Genomic DNA, 21,027 nt, shown 5'->3' on the forward strand with positions numbered 1-21,027 from the left:
CATGTCGCTCGACCGCTCCGACGAGCTGGTCGCTCCGACCCCGCCCGGTACCTCGCTCGCCGTCGGCCGTGCGCCCCTGTGGCGCCGCCTGGCCAGGGACCGGTTCGCCCTGGCCGGTGCCGCCGTCGTCGTCGCCTATGCCGTCGTCGCGCTGGCCGCACCGCTGATCACCCGGGCGCTCGGCGTGGACCCGTACACCTACGACCTCGACGCGCTCGGCCCGACCGGCGCACCCGCGGGGCCGGCGGGCGGCGTCAGCGGCGAACACTGGTTCGGCGTGGAGCCGCTGACCGGCCGGGACCTGTTCGCGATCGTCGTCATGGGCTCACGCACCTCGCTCCTGGTCGGTATCGGCGCGACCGCGGTCTCGATGGTCGTCGGCACGGTGCTCGGCCTGGTCGCCGGCTACTTCGGCGGCTGGGTGGACTGGGTGGTGGCCCGCCTGATCGACGTCCTGGTCGGGCTCCCCGCTCTGGTCTTCATGATCGCGATCGGCGCGGTCGCGCCCGCCTGGTTCCCGCGCCTCCTGCTGCTGGTGCTGGTGATCGGGCTGTTCGGCTGGTCCTCGATCGCCCGGGTCGTGCGCGGGCAGACGATGGCACTGCGCGCGTCCGGGTTCGTGCGCGCCTCCCGGGCGCTCGGCGCCTCGCACGCGCACGTGCTGTTCCGTCAGGTGCTGCCCAACCTCGCATCGACGGTCGTCGTCTTCGCGACCATCTCCATCCCCGGCGCGATCGGCGCTGAGGCGGCGCTGTCGTTCCTCGGCGTGGGCGTGCCCCCGCCCACGCCGTCGTGGGGCCGGTCGATCGGCGACGCCGTCACCTGGTTCTCGGTGGACCCGGTGTACCTGCTGTTCCCCGGCCTCGCGCTGTTCGGCGTGACCCTCGCGTTCAACGCGTTCGGCGACGGGCTGCGGGACGCGCTGGACCCGCGGGGCGGCGGCCACCGGCGGCGTCGGCGGCGAGGGGGTGCCCGATGAGGTTCGCCAGGTTTCTCGCCTCCCGGTTCGCGACGCTCGCGTTCGTGCTGCTCACCGTCTCCTTTCTCACCTACGCGCTGTTCGTGCTGCTGCCCGCCGACCCGGCCCAGCTCGCGTGCGGCAAGCCCTGCACGCCCGAGCGCCTGGAGACCGCCCGCGCGTTCATGGGGCTGGACCGGTCGGTGGTCGAGCAGTGGTGGGAGTTCGTCCGCGGTGTCTTCACCGGACGCAGCTACGGCTCCGCCGGCGCGACGATCGACTGCCCGCGCCCGTGCCTCGGCTACTCGTTCGCGCGCAGCACTCCGGTCACGGAGCTGATCGTGGGCAGGCTCGGCGTGACGGCGTCCCTCGCGGTCGGCGCCGCCGTGCTCTGGCTCGTGGCCGGTGTCGGTGCGGGTGCGGTGGCGGCGGTCCGCCGGGGAACGGCCCTGGACCGCGGCTTGATGGCCGCAGCCGTCACCGGCGTCTCGGCTCCGAGCTACCTGGTGGGCCTGCTCGGCATCCTCCTGTTCGGCTTCACGCTCGACATGGTTCCCGTGTCCGGCTACGTGCGGTTCGCGGACAGCCCGGTCGACTGGGCGTGGCACCTGGTGCTGCCGTGGGCCGTGCTCGCCCTGCTCTCCGCGGCGGTCTACACGCGGCTGACCCGGTCCCAGATGCTGGAGGAGCTCGGCGCGCCCTACGTCCGTACGGCCCGTGCCAAGGGGCTCACGGAGCGCCGGGTGGTGACGCGGCACGCCCTGCGCAACGCCGCGATCCCCGTGGTCACGCTGTTCGCGCTGGACCTCGGCGCGCTGCTCGGCGGCGCGGTCATCACCGAGCGCGTCTTCTCGATGCCCGGGCTCGGTGCCCTGCTCATGGAAGCGGTGGGCGGAACCGACGTCCCGCTGCTGGTGGGCGTCACGGTCTTCACGGCGGCCTTCGTCGTGGTCGCGAACCTGGCGGTCGACGTCGTCCACGGCGCCCTCGACCCCCGGGTGCGGCGCGGAGGGAGAACCCCATGACCCGCCGATGTCGTCGGTGACGCCCGACCCCGAACCCCATCCCTTACCAGTCATCGAGAAGGACCCCATGAACATCGCACCACGCACCCGACGGCGGCCCGCCCGCCGCACCGCGGTGGCCGGCCTCGCCGTCGCCACCCTGCTCGCGCTGACGGCCTGCAACGCGAACTCCCAGCCGGCCACGGAGTCCACGTCAGTCGAGACCGGCGGCACGCTCCACATCCTGACGTCGTCACCCGCGGTCAGCTGGGACCCGGCCAGCAGCCAGAACCTGGCGATCACCACGCTCGGCCTGGTCGAGCGCCGGCTCACGTCATGGAGGACCGACGCCGACGGCAGCACCGAGGTGGTCCCCGACCTCGCCACGGACACCGGCACGCCGTCCGACGACGGGGCCACCTGGACCTACACGCTCAAGGACGGGCTGCGGTTCGAGGACGGCACGCCCATCACGTCGGCGGACGTCAAGTACTCGGTCGAGCGGTCGTTCGCCCCGGAGCTGTCGGGCGGGCTGAGCTACCACAAGGGCCTGCTGGAGGGCGCCGACGAGTACGACGGCCCGTTCCAGGGCAAGGGACTCGACTCGATCGAGACTCCCGACGACAAGACGATCGTGTTCCACCTGGACAGCGCCTACGGCGACTGGCCGTGGATCGTGTCCATGCCGGCGTTCGGCGCGGTGCCCGAGGGCGAGGGCGACGTCGAGACCTACGCGACCGAGCCGGTCGCCACCGGCCCGTACCGGGTGGCAGAGACGGTCGAGGGCACGTCGGTGACACTGGAGCGCAACCCGGAGTGGGACCAGGCCACCGACGAGGCCCGGACGGCGGGTCCCGACTCCATCGTGTTCGAGCTGGGCCAGGACGAGACGGTCGTCGCGCAGCGACTCATCGCCGACTCGGGTGACGACGCCTCGGCGTTCGGTGCCACGTTCGTGCCGCCGGCGCAGCTCGCCCAGGTGCAGCAGGGACCGGCCAAGGAGCGCCTGGTCACCTCGGGCCCCGGGGCGCTGGCGTACCTGGCGATCAACACCGAGGCCGAGGGGCTGGACGACGTCGACGTCCGCAGGGCGATCAGTCTGGCCGTCGACAAGAACGCCTATCGTGTCGCGTCCGGCGGCGAGATCGCCGGCGAGTTCGCCACGACGCTCGTCACGCCGGGCATCCCGGGGCGCGAGGAGTACTCGAACGGCGTCAACGACGTGGCTCCCGAGGGCGACGTCGAGCGGGCCGAGGCACTGCTGGACGACGCCGGCTGGTCGGGCCGCGAGCTGCGGCTCGTGGTGGAGGACGACGCCCCGACGCTCGCGCGGGCCCAGGCGATCCAGCAGGGGCTGGAGCGCGCGGGGCTGAAGGTCAGGATCGTGCCGCAGGCCGAGGACGTCTGGACCGAGACGACCACCCAGGGTGACGGCTCCGGGTACGACCTCACGCTGTCCTCGTGGCAGCCCGACTTCCCGAGCGCGAACGGCAACATCCAGCCGCTGTTCCACTCCTCGCAGGTGGGCGACGGCGGGTACAACCTGGCCCGGTACGCCGACCCGGAGGCGGACGACCTGATCGAGCGCGCCACCGAGCAGACGGACCTGGACGCGGCCGCGGCGCTGTGGGTCGAGGCCGACCAGCGCATCCTCGGGGACGCCCCGGTGGTCCCGCTGATCTACACGAAGAACTCGTTCCTGCACGGTTCGAAGGTCGAGAACTTCCGGATCCCGGACTTCCCGGCCTACCCGAACTACATGCAGGTCTCGCTGGCCCAGTGAGCACCGCACGGTGAGCACCATGACGAACGACGTGCAGCCCCTCCTCGCGGTGGAGGGGCTGTCCGTCGTGTTCGACGGTGCCCCTGCCGCCGCCGTGGCCGACGTGTCCTGGGCGCTGCGCCCCGGACGGATCACCGCCTTGGTGGGGGAGTCCGGCTCCGGCAAGACGGTGTCCGCGATGGCCGTGCTCGGCCTGCTGCCGGACGCCGCGGAGGTCAGCGGGTCCATCCGTCTCGCCGGGGGCGGCGGGGTCGGGTCCGGCGGCGGGCGCAGCGGCGCCGGGTCCGGCGGCTCGGCCGACGAGCTGGTCGGCGCGACGGCCGAGACGTTCCGGGACGTGCGGGGCACGGTGCTCGCGCTCGTCTCGCAGGAGCCCATGAGCGCCTGGAACCCCGTGCTGAGCGTCGGGGACCAGGTCGCCGAAGCCGTGCGGGCGCACCAGCACGGCCGGGCACGGCTGTCCCGGCGGGCCGCGCACGAGCGCGTGATCGAGCTGCTGGCCGAGGTCGGCCTGCGCGATCCGGAACGGGTCGCCGCCGCCTACCCGCACGAGCTGTCCGGCGGGCAGCTCCAGCGCGCGCTCATCGCCATGGGCCTGTCGCAGGACCCGGTCGCGATCATCGCGGACGAGCCGACGACGGCGCTCGACGTGACGGTCCAGGCCGGGATCCTCGACCTGCTGCGGCGGCTGCGGGACGAACGGGGGACGGCCGTCCTGCTGATCACGCACGACATGGGCGTGGTCGCCGACCTCGCGGACGACGTGGTCGTCATGCGCTCAGGGCGGGTGGTGGAGGCAGCTCCGGTACGCGAGCTCTTCGCCGCGCCGCGCGAGGAGTACACGAGGACGCTGCTGGCCGCGGTGCCGCGGCTGGGCGGGTCCGGGCTTGTGGCCCGGGCCGGCTCGGCGGGTGGCGGTGCGGCGGGAGGTGGTTCCGGAGCCGGCGCCGTGCTTCTCGACGACGTCACCGTCACCTATGGCGGTCGTCGTTCCGTGGTCGCGGCGGACGGTGTCACGCTCGGGATCGGGCGGGGCGAGGTGCTCGGCCTGGTGGGGGAGTCCGGGTCGGGCAAGTCGACCCTCGGCCAGGTGGTCGCGGGGCTGCTGCGACCGACGTCGGGCCGGGTGCTGGTGGACGGCGTCGACCTGGCGCGGGCGACACGTGCCGAGCGCGCGGAACGCCGCCGGGCCACGGGTGTCGTGTTCCAGGACCCGGCCTCGACGCTGAACCCGCGGTGGACCGTCGGCCAGTCGGTCGACGAGCCGCTGCGCCTGCACTCGGGTCTGGACCGTGCGGCGCGGGACGCGCGCGTGCGTGAGCTGCTGGAGCTGGTCCGGCTGGGACCGGAGTACGGCCGGCGCTACCCGCACGAGCTGTCCGGCGGGCAGCGGCAGCGGGTGGCGATCGCCCGGGCCGTCGCGCTCGAGCCGGCCGTCCTCGTGGCCGACGAGCCGACGTCAGCGCTCGACGTCTCCGTGCAGGCGCACGTGCTGGAGACGTTCCGTGACCTGCAGGCGGAGCTCGGGTTCGCGTGCCTGTTCGTGTCGCACGACCTCGCGGTCGTGGAACAGGTCGCCGACCGGGTGGCCGTGATGCGGTCGGGACGCATCGTCGAGACGGGCACGACGGCGCAGGTGCTGGGTGCCCCTGTCGCTCCCTACACGCGGGGGCTCGTGGCGGCCGCACCCCTCGCCGACCCGGACGCGCAGGCGGAACGCCGGGCGGCGCGCGTCTGACCAGCGGCGAGCCGGTCGGTCAGCCGGCCAGGTGCGACCAGTCCGGCGCCAGGTCGCGCCATGCCCCGACGGCGACCATGCGCCCGCCGTCGAGCACCACCACCCGGTCGGCGGCCGCGAGGGTGGCCGCGCGCGAGGTGGTGCCGACAACGGTGGTGCCGGCAGCCCGCAGCCCTGACCACACCTCGGCCTCGGTGACGGCGTCGAGGGCCGAGGACACGTCGTCCACCAGGAGCAGGTCGGAGCCCGTGGCGAGCGCTCGCGCCAGACCGAGCCGCTGGACCTGACCGCCCGAGAGACGCAGGCCGCGGTGCCCCACCAGGGTGTCGGTGCCGCCCGCCTCCGCGACATCGCGATCCAGCCCCGCCGCCGCGACCGGGCCCGCCAGGGGGCGGTCGTGGTCGAGGCGCACGTTGTCCGAGAGCGTCCCCGACACGACGTGGGGTACCTGGGCGACGTGGGCGACGCGCGGCGGGCGCAGGAACTTCTCCGGGTCGGTGATCTCGGTGCCGTTCCAGGTCAGGCGGCCGCGGGCGTCGACGAGACCGGACAGCGCGCCGAGCAGGGACGACTTGCCGGACCCGACCTGCCCGACCACCAGCACCAGCTCGCCGCGCCGCACCGTGAGGTCGACGCCCGCCACGCCGACGGTGCCGTCGTCGTGGGTGGCGCTGAGGCCGTCCAGGCGCAGCTCGCGCAGACCGTCCTCCGTGCCGGTGGCGGGCTGCGCCTCGCCGGGCGGCCGCGCCACGCGGGCCGGTCGCGCCTCGCCCGTGAACAGGTCGACGTCGCCGGGCACGTCGGCGAGGCGTTCCGTGCCGGCGTACCGCGACGTGACCTCGACCCAGCGCCGCGCGGACGCGCCGCTGGTGACGAGGTAACCCAGCCCGTACCCGATCCAGCTGAAGGTGCCGATCGATGTGCTGACCAGGAGCGTCGTGGCCAGGGACCATGTGCCGTTCAGGTGCAGCGCCCACGCGAGGACGGTCGCCACGCGGCTGAGCACGGAGGGTGCGAGCCCGACGAGGAAGTTGGTCCGCTCCTCGTGGAGCGAGGCCTGCACGCGGCGTCCGTCCACGCGGGCGACCTGTGCGAGGACGCCGCTGGTCGAGGCAGCGAGCTTGACGGTGCGCACGGCGTCGAGCGCCGAGCCGAGCAGGCGGCCCAGCTCCGCGGCGGCGTCGCCCGCCTGCCGCGCGGCGGAGGCGACGGAGCGGCTGCCGAGCACCTGCGCCGCGCACATCACGGCCGCCATGGCCAGACCGATCGCGCCGGCCAGCAGACTGTCGCTCAGCACCACCAGCAGTGTGAGCGTGACCGGCGCCGTGACGAGCTCGCGCCAGGCCTGGGTGTGGCCAGTGAGCCGGTACTCCTCCTGCGCCCGCGCGGCGATCTCGCCGGGGGCGTCGCGGACGGTGCGCCGTTGCGCGGTCTGCCCGCGCAGGACGGCGAGCCGTAGCCGCAGGCGAGAGTCCGCCCACCAGCGTGCGCTCGACAGCCGGACCGTGAGCGGCAGCAGGGTGTTGGCCACCACGGCCGCGAGGATGGCGCACGCCAGCAACCAGGGCGCGGAGCCGCCCTCGAGGTCCACGACGAGGGACGCCCACAGCCAGCCGACGACGAGCCCGGTCGACGTGAGGTAGTCGGCCAGTTCCCACACGACCGCCGGGAGCACCAGGCCGAGGGGCCGGGCACGCAGGGTGCTCCACACGGCGCGCACCATCGACGGGCGTAGGGGTGCTGCCGCCCCGTCGGCCCGGCCGGCCGCAGAGGCGGCGTCGCCACCGGCCGTGCGGGCGGCCACGGCGGAGGAATCCGGCGTGGGTCGACCGGCCTCGCTGCCGCCCGCCTCGCTGCTGCCCGCCTCGCTGCTGCCGGGCTCGGTGTGGCCGGGCTCGGTGTGGCCGGAGCCGCCGGAGCCGCCGGAGCCGGTTCCCGCCGGCCGGTCGGCCTCCGCCTCCTCGAGCCCCGCGGCGGCGACCAGTCGCGAGAAGTGCCCGTCCGACGCCGCGAGCCGGTCCCACGGCCCGTGCTCGACGAGGCGGCCGCCGTCGAGCACCGCGACCGTGTCGGCGTGCCGGGCGGTCGGGAGCCGGTGAGCGACGACCACCGCCGTCCGCCCCGCCAGGAGAGCGCGCGTGGCCAGGGTGACCCGCTCCGCCGTGGCCGGATCCATCCGTGCGGTCGCCTCGTCGAGCACGACCACGTCGACGTCGCGCACCAGGAGCCGTGCGAAGGCGACCAGCTGCTCCTCCCCGGCCGACAGGGTCACGCCGTCCGACCCGAGGCGCGTGTCCAGCCCCTGCGGTAGCGACGCCACCCAGGTGCCCAGGCCGAGCGCGTCCACCGCCTGCCGGACCCGGTCCGCCGGCACGGGCGCCCAGAGCGTGATGTTGTCGGCCAGGGACGCGGCCAGGATCTCGGTACGCTGCCCGACGACGCCCACCCGCGTGCGCAGCCCGTGCACGTCCAGGCTCGTGACGTCCTGACCGCCCACGAGCACACTGCCCGCGGGTGGCTCGACCGCGCGCGACAGCATCTTGGTCAGTGTGGTCTTGCCCGATCCCGTGCGGCCCACCAGCGCACACGTGGTGCCCGCCGGGACGGTCAGGGAGAGCGGGCCGAGGGCGAACCCGCCGCCGTAGGCGAACCTGAGGTCACGCAGCTCGACGTCCACCCCGGTGCCGCTGGGGAACGGGGCGCCGCCGACCGGCTCCTGCGGCCTGGCCAGCAGGTCGCGCACCCGCTGGAACGTGCCGATCGCCTCCTCGACCCGGGGCAGCAGGCGGCCCAGGACGTCCACCCGCCCGACGAACCCCGTGACGAGCAGCCACAGCGTGACCAGCCGGGCGACATCGAGCGTCCCACCCGTGACCGCCCACACCCCGCCGACGAGGACGGCGCCGACCAGGGCGTCCAGCGGCAGCTCCGTACGCAGCCGCACCCGGGAGAACGCGACCGACCACTCCTCGCGGAGCCGGATCTGGCGGGCGGCCAGCTCGGCGTACCGCCGCAGCACGTACCCCTGCCCGTGGGCGGTGCGCAGGTCGTCCCGAGCAGCTACCGCCTCCTCGAGCTGGGCCATGTGGTCGGAGGCCGCCTCGGAGCTGCGCCGGCTCAGGTCCCGCAGAGGCCGTGCCGAGCGGCGGGCGAAGACCAGCACGAGTGTCGCCACGAGGGGGAACGCCACCCAGGCCGGCCACCACACCAGCCCGGCGGCCACCCACCCGACCACCAGGCTGATCGCTGCCTGCCCCAGCGTGATGCCGATACCGCTGATCGCGCGGGTGAGGCGCTCCGGGTCGCCGTTGACCCGGTCCAGAAGCTCGCCGACCGCCTGCTCCTCCAGCGCGGGCAGCGGCTGGCCGAGGGCGGCCGCGGCGAGGTCGACGCGGAGCGTCGCCTCCGCGCGGGCCACGGCGCGCTGGACGACCAGCCAGGTCACCGCGTCCAGCACGACGACGGCCGCGCTCACCGCCGCGAGCACGATCAGCGTGTCCCGGGCGGGGTCGGCGGCCATCCGTCCGGTCACCACCGCCGCGTACGACGACGCCCCGGCGGCCAGCAGCGCCGCCGGGACCGCGACGGCGGCGACCCGCAGGGCGCGGCGGCGCCACGAGGTGCGGCGCGAGTCGCGGGGCAGGTCGGTTCTGAGGCTCGGACGAGCCGGGACGTGGGGCACGCCTCGACTCTGCCACCGGACACTGACATACGGGCTGACCTGCGAGCCGGCCCGGGCCGCGGGCAGCACGGGACGCGTGCCGGGCGGCGTGGACGGACCTCTCCCGGCGGGTGTCGGTGGGTCCGCGTAGCGTTGTTCGGGTGACCTACCGTGAGTTCGCCCCACCCACCGGCCTGCTACCTGTCGTGGCCTGCCTGTGGGAGCACGAGGTGCCGGCGGGGCACGAGCAGCGGATCATCCCCGACGGGTGCGTGGACCTGGTCCGGCTCGACGGCGAGCTGGTGGTGGTCGGCGCCGACACCGGCCCGGTCGTGTCAGCGCCCCGCGGGGCAGCGGCGTCGCGCACGAGCGGCATCCGGCTCCGGCCCGGGGCGGCGGGCGCCGTCCTCGGCCTCCCCGCGTCGGAGGTGCGCGACCGGCGCGTGCCGCTGGCCGACCTGTGGCCCGACGTCGGTCCGGCGCTCGCCGAGGCGCTCGACGGGGCGGACCCGGCGGGCCGGCTGAACCTGCTCGCGCGCACCGTGCTGCACCGCAGGGCGGAGCGGGACGAGCTCGTCGCGGCAGCCGCGCGGATGCTCGGGGTGCCCGGGGCACGCATCGCCGGCGTCGCCCGGGACCTGGGGGTGAGCGAGCGCCACCTGCACCGCCGCACCGTCACGGCCGTGGGCTACGGGCCCAAGATGCTCGGGCGGGTGGCCCGCCTGCGCCGGCTGATCGGGCTGACCGCCGACCGCGCCCCGCTCGCCGACCGCACCCCGCTCGCCGAGCGTGCCCTGCTCGCCGGGTACGCGAGCCAGGCCCACATGTCGGACGAGGTGCGCCGGCTGACCGGCCGCACACCCGTCCGATTCCTGGAAGACGCCGCACTGACCGCCGCATAACGTCGAGACCATGAGCATCGACCTCGAAGCCGCGAAGCGGTTCCTCTACGACGACGCCCGCCTGCTGGAGCGGCACCGCCTCGCGGTGCTGTTCGACGGCGCGCCGGGCGGACGTGTCCTGGACGCGCTGCGTCCCTACCGGAACGAGGACGGCGGGTGGGGCCACGCCCTGGAACCCGACCTGCGTGGGCCTGACAGCCAGGTCTCGGGTGCCCTCTCGGCGCTCGAGGTGCTGGCCGAGCTCGGCACCGCCGACCCGGCGGTCCTGCCGCTGGCGACCGGGACCGCCGACTGGCTGGCCGGTGTCACCCTGTCCGACGGACGCGTGCCGCACGTGCTACCGACCGCGGCCCGCTACCCCGCGGCGCCGTGGATGCGGCCGAACGACGGCGGCATGCTCACGTTCGCGATCGCCGGGCACCTCTGGGAGCTCGGCGTGGAGCACCCCTGGCTGGAGGAAGCCACCACGTGGTGCTGGGCGCAGCTCGACGGCGAGAACCTGGTGGGCGGCTACACGGTCACGTTCGCCGTCCAGTTCCTCGACGCCGTGCCGGAGCCTGACCGTGCGGCGTCCGCCGTCGAACGGCTGCGACCCGCCCTCGCGGCCGACGGCACGATCGCCGTCGAGGGCGGGCAGGAGGACGAGCGGCTCACGCCCCTGACGATCTCCCCGACGCCGGGGGCGCCCAGCCGGGCCCTGTTCACCGAGGCCCAGATCTCGGCGGAGCTCGACCGGCTGGAGCACGAACAGCTGGACGACGGCGGCTGGGACTTCGACTTCCTGCACTGGTCGCCGGGCCAGACCGTGGACTGGCGCGGCATCGTCACCCTCGGGGCTCTGCGCACGCTCCGCCTGCACGGCCGGCTCTGACCGGCCCGCGTCGCCGTCTACGCTGGTCCCGTGGTCACGATCGGCTATGCCGCGATGCTCGAGCAGTTCGCGCCCCGGACGGCGGTGGAGCTGGCGGCGCACGCGGAGACGCACGGCTTCTCCGGCATCATGGCCGCCGACCACTTCCAGCCATGGACCCCGCACCAGGGCCAGGCGGGCTTCGTCTGGAACGTGCTCGCGGCGGCGGCGGAGCACACGACGGGCGACCTCGGCCCGGTGACGGCGCCGACGTTCCGGTGGCACCCCGCCGTGGTCGCCCAGGCGTCGGCGACGCTCGCGGCGATGAACCCGGGCCGCCACTGGCTCGGCGTCGGCTCGGGGGAAGCGCTCAACGAGCACGTGGTGGGCGGGTACTGGCCCGAGGCCGCCGAGCGGATCAACCGCATGTTCGAGGCCGTCGAGATCATCAGGAAGCTGTTCGCCGGGTCGCTGGCCGGGCGGGACGTCAAGCACTCCGGCACGTACTTCAAGCTGGAGTCGACGCGGCTGTGGACCATGCCCGAGGCGGCACCCGAGATCCTGGTCGCGACGGCGGGTCCCGTCACCGCCCGCCGCGCCGGGCGGACGGCGGACGGGCTCATCACCCAGGCCGCGCCCCTCGAGCGGATGTCATCGCTGCTGACCCGGTTCGCCGACGGTGCTCGCGAGTCGGGCCGCGACCCGGGGCGGATGCCGAAGGCGCTGCAGCTGCACCTCTCCTGGGCGCCCAGCCACGACGAGGCGGTCACCAACGCCCTGACCGAGTGGCCGGTGGGCGGCATGCGGTTCCCCCGGTCGGACATCCGCTCGCCGCACGACTTCGCGCAGCTGGCCCGGATGGTGCGGCCCGAGGACTTCGAGGGCCGGGTGCTGATCTCCGCGGACCCGGACGAGCACCGGGCCTCGATCCAGCGGTACGTGGACCTCGGCTTCGACCGCATCTACCTGCACAACGTGGGGCGCAACCAGCGCGAGTGGATCGAGACCTTCGGCCGAGAGGTGCTGCCCAAGCTGGTGCGGTGACGGTCGGTCAGCGACCGGCCGCCCAGTACCAGCCGGTGCTGTCCTTGTTCTGCACGGCGACCGTGTCCAGCGGCCCGACGTCCGGCAGGGTCACGGTGGCGGTCACGGGCGCCCGGTCGGGCAGGTTGCCGAGGGCCCAGAACGTGTCCTGCGGGCCGGCGTCCTCCGGCGCGCTGCGCTCGACGGTCCCGTCCTGCGCCACCGCGTAGACCCGGAGCCACGCGCTCGGCGTCGGGTGTCCGTACGTGCTCGTGCCGACCTGGTCGCACGACAGCGTCAGCGTGACCTGCCGCCCCTGCACCTGGTCGACACTGACGTGCCAGCACGAGCCGCCGGCCAGCCGCCGTTCCGTGCCCTGCGCCCACGGGCTGCTCTCGCTCCCGTCCGCTGCCGGTCCGGGCTGGTCCGTCACAGGCCCGGCGCTCGGCGCAGCGGGGGCGTTCGAGGCCTCGGCGTCGTACGGCTCCTGCGCCGAGGGCGGGATCGGGGTCTGGTCACGTACCCCGCTGTCCTCCGTGAGCACCGTCCAGGCGCCGAACGCCACGGCGGCCAGCACCGCGGTTCCCGCGGCCACGGACCCGAGCACGACGAAGGGCCTGCCCCGCACCTTCCGGCGGGCGGTGCGCGTGACCTCTCGCACCCGGCCCGGCGGGCCGACCACGAGGGTGGCGCCTGCGGGGTCCTGCACCCCCAGCGAGCGCAGGATCTCCCCGAGGGGCGGCCGTCCGTCCGGATCCCGGACGAGACAGGCGTCGAGGAGCGGCCGCAGGTATTCCGGTGCGTCGCCGTAGGACGGTTCCGCGGAGGAGACGCGGTACAGCACCACCGCCGGGTGGTCGCCCTCGAAGAGGTGGTGGCCTGTGGCGGCGTAGTAGGCCAGCGCCCCCAGCGCCCAGACGTCGGCCGCTGCCGCGGCGCGGCTGCCCGTCGCCTGTTCCGGCGCCATGTACATCGGGGTGCCGACAGGCTGCCCGGTCAGGGTCAGCCGGGTCGCGTCGAGCGAGGCCACCACGCCGAGGTCGATCAGGCGCGGGCCGTCGGGACCGAGGATCACGTTGGCCGGCTTGACGTCGCGGTGCACCAGCCCGGCGCGATGGATCTCGTGCAACGCCTCGGCGACACCGGCCACCAGGTTCAGCACGGCGTCCCGCGACAGCGGTCCCTGTGCGGCCAACGCCTGCGAGAGGGTCGGCCCCTGCACGTACTCGGTGGCGAGCCACGGAATCTCCGCGTCGGGGTCGGCGTCGACGAGGTTCGCGATGAACCGGTTGCGCACCTTGGCCGCCGCACGCACCTCCCGCCGGAACCGTGCGCGGAACTCGTCGTCGTCGAGCTGGGCACCACGGATCAGCTTGATGGCGACCTGCTGGCCACGGCGCCCCGTCCCGAGGTAGACGTCACCCATGCCGCCGCTGCCGAGCCGGCTCCGGATCCGGAACGGTCCGATGGCGCGTGGCTCGCCCGGCCGCAGTGGCGCCGGCTCCGGTACGGGAACCGTCCTCGGAGCGAGCGGATCGTGCAACACCGGATGCTTCCCCCTGTCGATGCCCTGCCGCTTCCATCACGAACCGGACAAACTGCGCGTGGACGCGTGGCACAGTACCGCACCGAGATGGACCGCCGCGGTGTGAGGATGGTCCAGTGGAACACTTGCGCATCTGGGCCCCTGACGGGCTGCCCGAGATCACCTCCGGCGACGACCTCGGCCGGCTGATCGCAGACCTCCTGGCCGCCTCGGACGAGCAGGACCGGCCGCGCGACGGCGACGTCGTCGTCGTGACCTCGAAGATCGTGTCCAAGGCGGAGGGGCGGGTCGTGGCCGCCGACGACCGCGAACAGGCCATCACGGACGAGACCGTCCGCGTGGTCGCCCAGCGCGAGCGTCCCGGCCTGCCGCCGCTGCGGATCGTCGAGAACAAGCTCGGCCTCGTGATGGCCGCCGCGGGGGTGGACGCGAGCAACACGCCGGAGGGCACGGTACTGCTGCTGCCCGTCGACCCCGACGTCTCGGCCCGCACGATCCGCGCCGGCCTTACTCAGCGGCTCGGCCTGCGGCGGATCGGCGTGGTCGTCACCGACACGGTGGGCCGCCCCTGGCGCGACGCCCTCGTCGACATCGCGATCGGCTGTGCGGGGATCAGCCCGACCGACGACCTGCGGGGCAGTACCGACGCACATGGCCGGCCGCTCAACGTGACGGTCACCGCCGTCGTCGACGAGATCGCCTCGGCCTCCGAGCTGGTCCGGGGCAAGTCGACCGGGCGTGCCGTCGCCGTCGTGCGTGGCCTGGGCCACCACGTCACCGACGACGACGGCCCGGGCGCCCGGGTGCTCGTGCGCGCCAGCGCCGACGACCTGTTCCGCGAGGGCTCGGCAGAGGCCTACGCCCGCGGCCTGGCGGACGGCGCACGCTGAGCCGCCAGCCGCCTCGTACGCCCGGTGCTCCGTAGGCCACCGCTCAGAGAGACGGGCGGCGGGACGTCATCCGGGCCACCGGCGGCACATCGTCCCGTTCCTCCGGGGCTACGGTGACCGACCAGTCCGGCTCCGGTGCGGTGTCCGAGGCCGTGTCCGAGGCCGTGTCGGATGCCGCTGTTGAATCCGGTTCCGGAGCGGCCGGAGCGGCCGGAGTGGCCGGAGTGGCCGGAGCAGCCGGAGCGGCCGGAGGCGGCGGCGGCACCGTGGGGAGCCCGCGCGGCGGCGTAGCCGTGCCCGCGTCGGCGGTCGGAGCGGCGGGGGCAAGTGCCGGGGCAGATGTCGCGGGCGCCGGCGTCGCGGGCGCCGCGCCGGTGCCCGCAGCACCGCCCGTCCCACCCCGAGTGGACGAGGGGACCGGGGGGACGTCGGGCAGCGGGGACTCCAGCAGCACCACGTCCACGCGGGACTCCCGCATCTCCCGGCAGGTCGCCAGGCCGATGCCGCCCACGTAGTCCTCGAGCGTCTGCAGCAGCTTGAGCGGCGTGGCGAGGATCATGTGGAACCCGAACGCCGCGAACGTGTCCATCGCGGTGCGGGTGAACGCGGTGTCGGCCTTGTCGAAGGCCTCGTCCAGGAGGATCGAGCCGTAGGCGGGCGTGCCGGAGTCGGACGCCCCGGCGAGCTGGTAACGCAGTGCCGCCGCCAGGCAGAACACGACGAGCTTCTGGCGCTGGCCGCCGGAGAGACCTGCGGACGAGTCGTGCACGGCCAGCGCGATACCGCCCGCGGTGACCTCGACGCCCGTGAAGTGCACGTGTCGTCGCGTGTCCAGGCACAGGGACCGCCAGGCGCGGTCCGCCGGGTCGCTCGACCCGAGCCGGCGCACCAGCCGTTCCAGCACCTCGTACTCGGGCTCGGTGTCACCGGTGAGCGCGTCGAGGGTCGCGAGGAACTCCTCGACGGCCGTGGGACGGCGTTCCTTGACGCGGATCTCCAGGAACCGGTCGGTGTCGAACGGGGAGCGGCGCAGCGAGGCGTTGACCCCGACGATCCGCTCCCGGATGGCCGCTGGCGCCTGCCGGATCTCGGCGGCGAGCTTGCGCAGGGCGCGGCGCGCCTGGTCGGTCAGGAGGTCGGAGAAGCGTGCCTCCTGCTCCGGCAGGCGGGAGGTCCGGATGCGCTCCAGCGCCTCCAGGTACCGCGACCGGTCACCGACCTGCGCCGTCAGGTCGCGGGTGATGGCGGGCCAGCGGCGCCGGAACTCGGCCAGCAGCCCGACGATCTCCCGCTCGGCGGCCCCGGAGGTGCGGAGCCCGGCCTCCCGCTCGGCGTCCAGGGTGCGCGACACGGTCAGCGAGACGTCATCGATCACGTCGTGCGTGACCGTCTGACGGACGGCGGCGTACCGCTTCTCCAGCTCCTCGCGGTGCGCGAGCGGGATGGCGTGGGGCGGGGCGTCGCCCAGCTCCGCGACGACCCGCTCCAGGGAGCGGCGGTGCGCGCGCGCCTCGGCCAGGGCGTCGGCCGCCTTGGCGGCAGCGGCCCGGGCCTGGTCCAGCCGGGTCTCGGCCGCCGCGACGTCCTGCGACGCCTGCAGCAGGTCCATCGTGCCGTCGAGCAGCCGGTCGAACGACGCCTGCGCGTCGGTCAGGTCGGCCTCGGCCGTCTCGATGTCGACCTCGCGCCACTCCCGGCGCGCCACGTGCCGCAGCGTGAGCTGGCGGCGTACGGCCTCGCGCTGCTCCGCCACCGCGTCGGCCACGGCGGCGTCCGCCTCGGCGAGGCGGGCCTGCGTCTCGCGCGCCAGCTCCAGCAGCTGGTCGAGGCGGTCGTCGGCGTCCCAGCCGAGCGCCCAGTCCTCGACACCGGGCAGCAGCGGCTGCTCGATCTCCTCCGGCCCGTGCTTGACGAGACCCTCGCGGGTCACGGCCCGCTCGTGCCGGTCCAGCCCCGACGGGTCGTCCACGCACAGGTAGTCGTACTGTTCCGACAGGCGCCGGTGCAGCCAGCCCGACATGGGGCCGTCCTGCACCTCCACCTTGTGCACCAGCGAGGCGGGGTCGGTCGACCGGGGCGCGTCGTTGCGCACGCCGACCACGCGGTAGCGCAGACCCGGGCCGGCCTCCACCGCGGCGGCGACGGCCGCACGGTGCGCGGGCGCGACGAGCACGAGCGTGGCCAGCGGCCGCAGAACCCCCTCGAGCACGGGGCGCCAGTCGGCGTCCTCCTCCCGGACGCGCAGCAGCTCGGCCGCGAACGGGAGCACGGAGACGTCGAGACCAGCGGCGTCCGCCACCGCCTGCCGCGCGGTGGCGAGCTCGGCGGGCACGTTCGTCTGCGTCTGCCGTACGGCCTGGATCCGTGCGGCGACGCCCTCGTGCCGGTGCGCGACGGCGGAGCGTGCCGCCAGCGCCTCCCGGATCGTCGCGTCGAGCGCCTCGGGCGCGCGCGACCGCCCGACGGTGGCCACGGCGCCCGTGGCGACCGACGGCACGGCCCCCGTCGCCGTCCTCGCGGGGACCGACGGGACCGGACCGGTCGCGACGGCGGACAGCTGACCCGTCGTGACGGCGGGCAATGCTCCCGTCAGGGTCGGTACGGCGCCGGTGGCCAGCGGCTTCGCGCCGCCGAGCTCCCAGCGGGCCTTCTCCTTGAGCGCCGCGAACTCCCCGAACGTCTCCGGCATGTTCATGCCGACCGACTCCAGGTCGGTCGCGAGCTCGCCGCGGCGCGTACGGACCAGGGCGGCGATCTCGCCGGCCCGCTGGAGCCGGTCGGCCTGCGTGGCCAGCGCCTGCCCGCCCCGTGCGCCGAGCACGTTGACCGCCTGCTGGTGCGTGTTCGCCGCGACGTCGACCTCGGTGTCGGCCGCCTGGCGGTGGTGCTGCGCACGCTCCTCGGCCGCCCGCGACTCCGCCAGCGCGCCGTGGGCGAGCTCGAGCTTCCACGCGTCCTTGAACGTCTCCAGCGAGCCCCGCAGGGTCGCGGCACGGACCCCCGCCGCCGAGCCCTCGTCGTACGCCTTGGTCAGGGTCGCCAGTCGGCTCAGGTGCTCGATCTGCCGCCGCGACGTCTCGATGTCGGCGTAGGCGCGCGCCACGTCCGCGAACTGGTGCACGGCCTCGGCCGCCAGCTCGAACGTGCTGGGCTCGTCCAGCATGTGCCCGCGGAACAGGTCGTCCAGGCTGCCCAGGTTCTTCGCCGACTGGGTGCGGTGCAGCAGCACCAGCGCCTGCTCCGAGCCGATCCCCAGCGCCTGGGTGAAGGCGGCCGCGAACGGCCCGTGCCGCTCGCTCACCGTGGCCTCCGGCCACGCGGCGGTCACCCCGGCGGCGTCGGGTCCCGAGCGCACGTACCGCTCGAAGTCCAGCAGGCCCGCGTCGGAGGGCAGCACCACGTGCAGCGTCGCCGGCGTCGACGAGCCGCGCGTCAGGTGGAACAGCCGCACCAGCGTCACGACGCCGTCGGGCCCGTCCCTGCCGTCCGAGTACCGCAGCAGCACACCGGACCACGTGGCCCCGGCGCGCAGGTGGTCGGCCACCACCTCGCCGGTGCTCTCGTCGGTGTGGTGCCGCCACGCGCCACGCACGTACGACACGACGTCCCGGTCGCCCGCCTCACGCTCGGTCGCCCCCGTACCGGCGGCGGCCACGTTGAACCGCAGGTGCTCCGGCGGCGTCAGGACCGCGGCGACGGCGTCCACGAGGGACGACTTGCCCGAACCCGAGTGGCCGGTGAGCAGAAAGCCCTCGCGCGGCACGGGCACCACGTGGTGCCCGGCGAACGTGCCCCAGTTGACCAGCTCGATCCGCGCGAGACGCCACTGTCCGGGGTGGGCCGTGTTCATTCGCTCTCCTTCGCCAGTCGTGCGTACTCGGCGCTCAGGGCCGCTACCTGGTCCGCGCCGAAGACGGTGCGCAGCACCGGCGAGACCACGCACCGGTCCCCGCTGAGCGGCTCCAGCATGCCCGACTCGATCAGCCGGGCCCACGTCGCGTCCAGCTGCCGGGTGAAGTCCATGGGCGAACCACCACCGCGCCGCCGGTACATGCCGAGGTGGTCGGCGGCCTCGTCCCGGCTGATCGCCACCCGCCCGTCCGCCGAGTCCAGGAGCAGGGCGCGCAGGTGCAGCAGCAGCGCGGTGTCCAGGAACGTCAGCGTCAGCTCGCGCACCACCTGGGGCGCATCCGGGGTGGGCACGTCGCGCACGAACGCGACCTCCGCTTCGGCGTCCACGACCAGGTCGAGGTACTGGTCGGCGAGGCGCTCGCGGACGACGTCCTCGTTCGTGAGGAGCGCGCGCCAGGTGTCGGGGTCGGACTCCGCGGCGAGGTAGGGCCCGCGCACCAGCCGGGCCAGGGCGAGGCGGGCGGGCGCCGGCAGCGTGCCGTGGTCGCCGGGCCAGAGGTGACCGCCCGCGCCGGTGTCGGCGCCGCTGCCCGCGGCCGGTGGCGCCGAGGCGGTCCCGCTGCCGGCCGGCCGCCCCGGGCGTGCGCCGCGGAGGTCCGTCGAGCCAGGGCGGGCCGGGCCGGCTCCTGTCGCGTTGGGTTCGGTCACGGGACACGCTCCTCGAACTGGTGCTGGGGGAGTACGGCCCGCCGCGCGACACCGCGCGAGGACCGCCAGTTCACGTCTTCGCGGCTGCCGGTGGCCGCGCCGTTCTGCTCCGCGAGCGTGAGGAGGCCGATCACGCTCGCGGCGCCCTGGGTGGCGGGGTGCGCGGCGAGCACCGACGCGACGGTGGCGCGGCCTACCGCGTCGACGCGTTCGTTCACGTGGCCGCGCAGCTCGTCCACGTCGATCTCGGAGTCGCGGGCCAGGGCGCGCAGCGCCGTGAGCGAGACGGCTCGCGGCGGCAGGGCGGGCGCGGCCGCCGGGGCCTCGGCGTCCTCGCCCCCCGGGTTGTGCGGACGGAATCCGCCCACCGACCGGGGACCGACGGCACCGAGCGGCAGCGTGAGCCGCATCGGGGTGCCCGGGGTCACGTCGGAGGCGGTGGCGACCGCGGCGTCCTGCGCCTGGCCGAGCAGGCGGCGCAGCGTGCGCTCGGCAGGGAGCTCGCCCGAGCGGACCATGCGCTGCAGTGCGCGGCGCAGCACCGCCATGGTGTCGGTGAGCTCGTCGGCGGCGTCCTGCAGGCCGGGTAGCAGACGGCGCAGCGCGGAGGCCTCGGACGGGGCCAGGTGGACGGTGTCGAGCACCCGGCCCACGTCGTCCTGCGCCGCGTGCTCCGCCTGCCGCAGCAGCTCGCGGAACGCGACCAGGCCGCGCCCGGCCTCGGACTCGGCCAGGTGGTCCACGCCGCGGTAGATGTCGTCGAGGAACGTGTCGCGGGAGCCGTCGGACTCCAGGAGCCGTCGGCGCAGCTCGCGGTCCGTGCGTTCGAGCTCCGTGCGGACGCGCGCCAGGTCGGCCGGGATGTCGCCGGCCAGCGCCAGGATCTCGCGGGCGCGCTCGACGGCAGCGTCGGACGAGAGGGGTTCGGAGTCGCCGCGCCGGGCGCGCTCGATCCTGGCGTCGAGGGCCGCGCGCTGCTCGAGCAGGGCGGCCAGGCGGGTCTCCGGGTCCGGGTCGGCGTCGGTGGCCAGCGCGTGCAGGCCGTCGAGCACGGTGCTGAGCCGCGACGGCGTCACGGCGGGGTGCGGCTTGCTGAGGCGGGAGACGAAGCGGATGGCGAGCAGGGCGCCGTCGGACAGCTCGAGGGTCTCGGCGCCCGGCTCACCCGCGGACTGCGCGGTACGGCGCCGCACGAGCACACCCTCGTCGATCCACTCGGAGACGTAGAAGTAGCCGGAGTAGGGCAGCTCGAAGCCCGCGCGGCGCAGCTCGGGCAGATCGTCGTCGATCCTCGTCGCGAGCTGTTCGACGGGCAGCCTGCGGCGGGACGCGCCGAGATTGCGGTCCAGCAGCACCACGGCGGCGGCGGCGTTCCTCGACCGGAGCAGCACCCACGCGGGGTGCTCCTGCAGAAGGGCGCGCACGCCGCGCGCCGCCTGGCCACGCCGAGCCGACCCGTGCCCGGCGGCCTGCCGGGGCACGGTGGCGTCACCCGGTGAGCTCGCAGTACCCATGAGGGCTGAGGGTAGTAGGCCAACGTGTCGGTGTGGCACCCCCGGAGGAAACATGCGACACCCGCCGCGTCGATGAGCCGCGACGGGCATAGACGTATAGAGTCGGCCCCACAGGGCTTGCCGGAAAAATTGATCCTCATTTTTCGGGCGAGCCCTGTCGTGCGTCATGGCACGTTTCGATGGTCGAGCGTCGACGGGAGGGCGCCTTGCTCACGACAGCAGCCCAGATCGTTGTCAGGATCCGAGCCGAGCGAGAGCTCAGCATGAGTTCACTGGCAGTGCTGGCCGGCGTACCCACGTCGACGATCAGCCGCATCGAGTCCGGGCAGATCGAGCCGACCCTCGGCATGATCCGCCGGATCGCGCTGGGTGCCGGCTACCACCTGCACCTGCAGTACTACGACCTGTTCTCGGGCAAGCTCGAGGACGGCCAGGTCGGGGTCGGCGCCGGCGAGCGGACGGGCGCGGGCGACGACGACGACCCTGACCGCCAGGGCGGTGCGTCCCGTCCGTACAGGTTGTGACATTACGCGCGATTGCCGCAGAATCCGGGCGTGCATCTCCACTCAGGTTGTGCCCGCGATTCCCTTGAGCAATA

General features: G+C 74.7%; 14 protein-coding genes. 9 read left to right on the plus strand and 5 right to left on the minus strand.

Annotation, left to right across the window (positions count from 1 at the left end; genetic code table 11):
- Position 1 precedes the first annotated feature (1 nt).
- The 4 genes from ACYVK7_RS21660 (at position 2) to ACYVK7_RS21675 (ending at position 5,483) form a co-directional block, all read left to right on the plus strand.
- The gene (locus ACYVK7_RS21660) at positions 2 to 979 is read left to right on the plus strand and encodes an ABC transporter permease (RefSeq protein ID WP_460889791.1); all 978 of its coding nucleotides are present in this window, start codon (positions 2 to 4) and stop codon (positions 977 to 979) included.
- Positions 976 to 1,983 (plus strand): ABC transporter permease, encoded by a 1,008-nt coding sequence (locus tag ACYVK7_RS21665; protein ID WP_460889792.1) that lies wholly within the window; start codon positions 976 to 978, stop codon positions 1,981 to 1,983. Before ACYVK7_RS21660 ends, ACYVK7_RS21665 begins: the two co-directional genes overlap by 4 nt.
- 67 nt (positions 1,984 to 2,050) lie before the next feature.
- Positions 2,051 to 3,745 carry an ABC transporter substrate-binding protein gene (locus ACYVK7_RS21670; RefSeq protein WP_460889793.1) on the plus strand — a complete coding sequence of 565 codons (1,695 nt, stop codon included), beginning with the start codon at positions 2,051 to 2,053 and terminating at the stop codon, positions 3,743 to 3,745.
- A 19-nt stretch (positions 3,746 to 3,764) separates the two neighbouring features.
- Complete coding sequence (locus ACYVK7_RS21675) at positions 3,765 to 5,483, plus strand: dipeptide ABC transporter ATP-binding protein (protein ID WP_460889794.1); 1,719 nt, start codon at positions 3,765 to 3,767, stop codon at positions 5,481 to 5,483.
- Between the two features lie 19 nt (positions 5,484 to 5,502).
- Here ACYVK7_RS21675 and ACYVK7_RS21680 read toward each other — a convergent pair whose 3' ends face one another.
- Positions 5,503 to 9,165, minus strand: coding sequence for an ATP-binding cassette domain-containing protein (locus ACYVK7_RS21680; protein WP_460889795.1), 3,663 nt, complete (start codon positions 9,163 to 9,165; stop codon positions 5,503 to 5,505).
- Between the two features lie 140 nt (positions 9,166 to 9,305).
- Here ACYVK7_RS21680 and ACYVK7_RS21685 point away from each other — a divergent pair, with 140 nt between their 5' ends.
- The 3 genes from ACYVK7_RS21685 to ACYVK7_RS21695 are packed head-to-tail and all read left to right on the plus strand — an operon-like array spanning position 9,306 to position 11,940.
- The gene (locus ACYVK7_RS21685; RefSeq protein ID WP_460889796.1) at positions 9,306 to 10,046 is read left to right on the plus strand and encodes a DUF6597 domain-containing transcriptional factor; all 741 of its coding nucleotides are present in this window, start codon (positions 9,306 to 9,308) and stop codon (positions 10,044 to 10,046) included.
- A gap of 10 nt (positions 10,047 to 10,056) precedes the next feature.
- Positions 10,057 to 10,917: a hypothetical protein gene (locus tag ACYVK7_RS21690; RefSeq protein WP_460889797.1), complete on the plus strand. Its 861-nt coding sequence runs from the start codon at positions 10,057 to 10,059 to the stop codon at positions 10,915 to 10,917.
- Between the two features lie 30 nt (positions 10,918 to 10,947).
- A complete protein-coding gene (locus tag ACYVK7_RS21695) occupies positions 10,948 to 11,940 on the plus strand; it encodes a TIGR03557 family F420-dependent LLM class oxidoreductase (RefSeq protein WP_460889798.1) in 993 nt (330 codons plus the stop codon).
- 7 nt (positions 11,941 to 11,947) lie between these two features.
- Here ACYVK7_RS21695 and ACYVK7_RS21700 read toward each other — a convergent pair whose 3' ends face one another.
- Complete coding sequence (locus ACYVK7_RS21700) at positions 11,948 to 13,465, minus strand: serine/threonine-protein kinase (RefSeq protein ID WP_460889799.1); 1,518 nt, start codon at positions 13,463 to 13,465, stop codon at positions 11,948 to 11,950.
- Between the two features lie 116 nt (positions 13,466 to 13,581).
- On the opposite strand from ACYVK7_RS21700, the gene cofE reads away from it, so the two are divergent.
- The gene (cofE, locus tag ACYVK7_RS21705; RefSeq protein ID WP_460889800.1) at positions 13,582 to 14,355 is read left to right on the plus strand and encodes a coenzyme F420-0:L-glutamate ligase; all 774 of its coding nucleotides are present in this window, start codon (positions 13,582 to 13,584) and stop codon (positions 14,353 to 14,355) included.
- Positions 14,356 to 14,398: 43 nt separating this feature from the next.
- Here cofE and ACYVK7_RS21710 read toward each other — a convergent pair whose 3' ends face one another.
- Genes ACYVK7_RS21710 through ACYVK7_RS21720 form a run of 3 tightly spaced genes read right to left on the minus strand, consistent with a single transcriptional unit; the run spans position 14,399 to position 20,429 of the window.
- A complete protein-coding gene (locus ACYVK7_RS21710; RefSeq protein WP_460889801.1) occupies positions 14,399 to 18,205 on the minus strand; it encodes an ATP-binding protein in 3,807 nt (1,268 codons plus the stop codon).
- The gene (locus ACYVK7_RS21715; RefSeq protein WP_460889802.1) at positions 18,202 to 18,915 is read right to left on the minus strand and encodes a DUF4194 domain-containing protein; all 714 of its coding nucleotides are present in this window, start codon (positions 18,913 to 18,915) and stop codon (positions 18,202 to 18,204) included. Before ACYVK7_RS21715 ends, ACYVK7_RS21710 begins: the two co-directional genes overlap by 4 nt.
- The gene (locus tag ACYVK7_RS21720; RefSeq protein ID WP_460889803.1) at positions 18,912 to 20,429 is read right to left on the minus strand and encodes a DUF3375 domain-containing protein; all 1,518 of its coding nucleotides are present in this window, start codon (positions 20,427 to 20,429) and stop codon (positions 18,912 to 18,914) included. The genes ACYVK7_RS21715 and ACYVK7_RS21720 overlap by 4 nt, the downstream gene beginning before the upstream one ends.
- A gap of 179 nt (positions 20,430 to 20,608) precedes the next feature.
- On the opposite strand from ACYVK7_RS21720, the gene ACYVK7_RS21725 reads away from it, so the two are divergent.
- Positions 20,609 to 20,953, plus strand: a complete 345-nt coding sequence (locus ACYVK7_RS21725; protein ID WP_460889804.1) for a helix-turn-helix domain-containing protein — start codon at positions 20,609 to 20,611, stop codon at positions 20,951 to 20,953.
- Positions 20,954 to 21,027 lie beyond the last annotated feature (74 nt).

Source organism: Promicromonospora xylanilytica (assembly GCF_054782895.1).

Bases quoted from the DNA above. Each gene is read 5' to 3' on its own strand.
- ACYVK7_RS21660 (WP_460889791.1), top strand. From the start codon at position 2: ATGTCGCTCGACCGCTCCGACGAGCTGGTCGCTCCGACCCCGCCCGGT.
- ACYVK7_RS21725 (WP_460889804.1), top strand. From the start codon at position 20,609: ATGGTCGAGCGTCGACGGGAGGGCGCCTTGCTCACGACAGCAGCCCAG.
- ACYVK7_RS21710 (WP_460889801.1), bottom strand. From the start codon at position 18,205: ATGAACACGGCCCACCCCGGACAGTGGCGTCTCGCGCGGATCGAGCTG.
- ACYVK7_RS21720 (WP_460889803.1), bottom strand. From the start codon at position 20,429: ATGGGTACTGCGAGCTCACCGGGTGACGCCACCGTGCCCCGGCAGGCC.
- ACYVK7_RS21690 (WP_460889797.1), top strand. From the start codon at position 10,057: ATGAGCATCGACCTCGAAGCCGCGAAGCGGTTCCTCTACGACGACGCC.
- ACYVK7_RS21665 (WP_460889792.1), top strand. From the start codon at position 976: ATGAGGTTCGCCAGGTTTCTCGCCTCCCGGTTCGCGACGCTCGCGTTC.
- ACYVK7_RS21675 (WP_460889794.1), top strand. From the start codon at position 3,765: ATGACGAACGACGTGCAGCCCCTCCTCGCGGTGGAGGGGCTGTCCGTC.
- ACYVK7_RS21670 (WP_460889793.1), top strand. From the start codon at position 2,051: ATGAACATCGCACCACGCACCCGACGGCGGCCCGCCCGCCGCACCGCG.